Consider the following 359-nt stretch of genomic DNA (forward strand, 5'->3'; position numbering starts at 1 on the left):
AGCACGCGCTTGTAACGCACGATGCGTAGCAACGCATCTTCCAGAGAGGCCGACGACATCATGGCGTAGCCCAGCGCGTGAAACATGCCGGGGTGAAAATGCTTACCCACCTGAACACTGAAATCTTTCCCCGGCAAGCGGGCATTGCAGTAGGCCACCAGGGAGGAAAGCTTGGCCACGGCCATTCTGGATTCCAGGTTCTCCAGATCTGCTGCAGCGATGCCACAGGCATCGAACGCCGCCTGCACGTCGATACCATGAGCCTGCATGGTCTTGGATATGGGGATCACCCAGCCGCTCAGGGCTATATATTCGCTTTGCACGTTTTCAGCCTTTATTGCCCCGACGGCCCCTACTGG

Annotated in this window: 1 protein-coding gene; it reads right to left on the reverse strand. The window is 57.7% G+C overall.

The genetic code is table 11. The features are described from left to right. Positions 1 to 323 (reverse strand): AraC family transcriptional regulator ligand-binding domain-containing protein (locus A3754_RS07500; RefSeq protein WP_369817587.1); only part of this gene is annotated, 323 nt, incomplete at its 3' end. Between the last annotated feature and the right edge of the window lie 36 nt (positions 324 to 359).

Source organism: Alcanivorax sp. HI0083 (assembly GCF_001635175.1).